Consider the following 2,239-nt stretch of genomic DNA (forward strand, 5'->3'; position numbering starts at 1 on the left):
GACTGCTCTGGCTCGTTCCTGTTCAGCCGCGTCGCGCTCGAGGCGAGCTTTTTTCAGCTCCTCACGAATCGACGCTACTGCAGCGCGTTCTCGAGCCAGCGCGCCCTCCGTCTCGGCTGCGGTCTGCTCCACTCGTTGTCTCGCTGTGACTGCATCGGTCCATTCCTGCTCAGCCGCGTCGGCGCGCTCCATGAGCGCGGCATTGGACAGTTTCACTTCGGCGAGGTCACCACGAAGGCCCTCTGACTTCCGGCGTTCGTCGTCGAGCATTCCGGTCGCTTGCGCCAGCGAAGCGTTGGCCTTGGCGCGATCCTCGGCGGCTCCGGCCTCAAGCTGTTCAATTTGCGCCTGCGCTCGCGATAGATCGCGCGCCACCCATCCGGCTCGCTGACGCTCCAGGTGAGCAGCGGGCATCTCCGTAAAGACATAGTTGGTGGCCTCGCGCAGCATCGTGCGGGTATCTCCCGCAATGCGCCGCAATGCGTCGACTGTGCGGGCTGCCGCGAGCTCGTTGCGCAATTGCTCCTGGCGTACGCGATCGGCGGCTGCCACCCTTGTCCTCAGCGCGTCGATCTCCTTGCGCGACTTGAGCAGAGCTCGCTGCAGAGCGGCGCTCCTGGCGCGCTCGCCTGCCGCCGCCTGGTGCTCCTGGCTGGCCAATTCCCTCGCTGCGGCTGCCTGAGCAGCAGCTGCTCCGACTTGCGCCCGGGCAGCCGTGAGATCCGGGCTGAGCAATTCGTCACCCGTGCGCTCGTCTCCCTGGGCTGGCCCACGCACATCTAATGCAGCACTCGCCGGCTCGATGGGTCGCGAAAGGTTCGGATTGGCGTTGCCCTGGACCCGCGAAATGGCGGGGGCGCTTTCGACCCAGTTTTGTCTCGTCATCGCATAGCTAAGCGGCACGGCCAGACAGATTGCGGCGACGCCAAAGCGGGGCACAAGACCGATCGGCATGCGCACGCGAGGAGGTGAGGCCATCGCTGTGGTGGGGTCGGGATCCTCCGCGAGGGCGAGTTGTGTCGGCATACGGCTCCGAGCCCTAAATACTGGACTAGTTAGGGCGGCAAGATTAGCCGCCACCTGCCTATGGACATAGCCAGCGATTTCCCTGATCGATGTCGCAAGTCGGCCGAATTGCGCTATGTTCGTCGCGGAAGCGAAAGCGTTGGTCTGGGTCACAGACGAGCTCTCGCAAGCTTCGGAGATCACGTCGAAATACTCGATTCGCACCCCGAACCGAAGGCAATTGGCATCCTGACGCCGAATACCCAGGTCTGCCGTGTCTGCGGGCACGGCAACCTGAGAAGAAGAACCATGCTCGGTTGCAAGGTCGACCGGGCTTTCCCAATCCCAAGAAACCTCCTCCTCGGGGAGGTCAGATCCGCCTTCGCTCACATCTGATTTGAGGCGACGCCGTTGCACCGCGATATGGATACGCCGGAGCACAAGATAGAGCCCCACCGAGGCAAATGTTGCTACCCCGCCCAGGATGGCGAGATCTGCGTCGTTTGCATAAATTTCGGCAAGAGGATTTGACATTGCCGTGCCTGTGCCGTCTTGGGTGTGTTCTTAAGATCGTGAAGCGGTGTTGGCCCCTCGCCTTGGTGCTGGCTAAAGCCTTTGATCGCGTTCGAAGCTGTCACTTGCTTCGAGGGCCCTCCAGTGCTCGAATTGTTGTTGCATGGCGGAGCGGCGGTCGCGCGTTGATAGTCGTGCCGGCGCAGATGACTTTTGTTTGAAACGAACTTGACATGCCGTGGCCGCCGATTGTCGGCCGCCAAGGGCGCACAGGCTCTGAAAAGCCGACTTGCACCTCTGCATCTCAACGTCCCGAGAGTTCTCCCACGGTAGCGTACCACCCCGCCATTTCCGGCTCTGGACGGCCTGGCTAAGCTTTAAGCTAGGTCACAGGCCTCCACGGTCAACCGTCACCTGATATTAGGCATCCATCGGCAGCACTTCGGCCATGCAACACAGCCATTTGGGCGCCCGCGAGCTGGCCAACTAAATCATGCTGATCATGGTTAAGTCGAACCGAGCAACACGATCTGGTGTCGAAGCCGTCTGCCTTCACGCTGACGCGGCGTTAATCGGGCAGGCCCGCCTTGCGAAGGCCTTCGATATATCTGCTGCGATCGTCCGGTCGATAAAACGGCGGCAGCACCTCGGCGAGATTCGAAAGCCGCAGCAATGGATCGAACGCGCAGACCCGAGCCATCATTTGCTGCGCTTCCGATAG

General features: G+C 61.7%; 1 pseudogene. It reads right to left on the bottom strand.

What is annotated here, in order from left to right:
- Positions 1–1,539: pseudogene (locus M727_RS43715) on the bottom strand (hypothetical protein); the annotation flags it as partial.
- Positions 1,540–2,239 lie beyond the last annotated feature (700 nt).

The sequence above is a fragment of the Mesorhizobium sp. WSM2561 genome (assembly GCF_000513915.1).
Classification (GTDB): Bacteria; Pseudomonadota; Alphaproteobacteria; order Rhizobiales; family Rhizobiaceae; genus Mesorhizobium; species Mesorhizobium muleiense.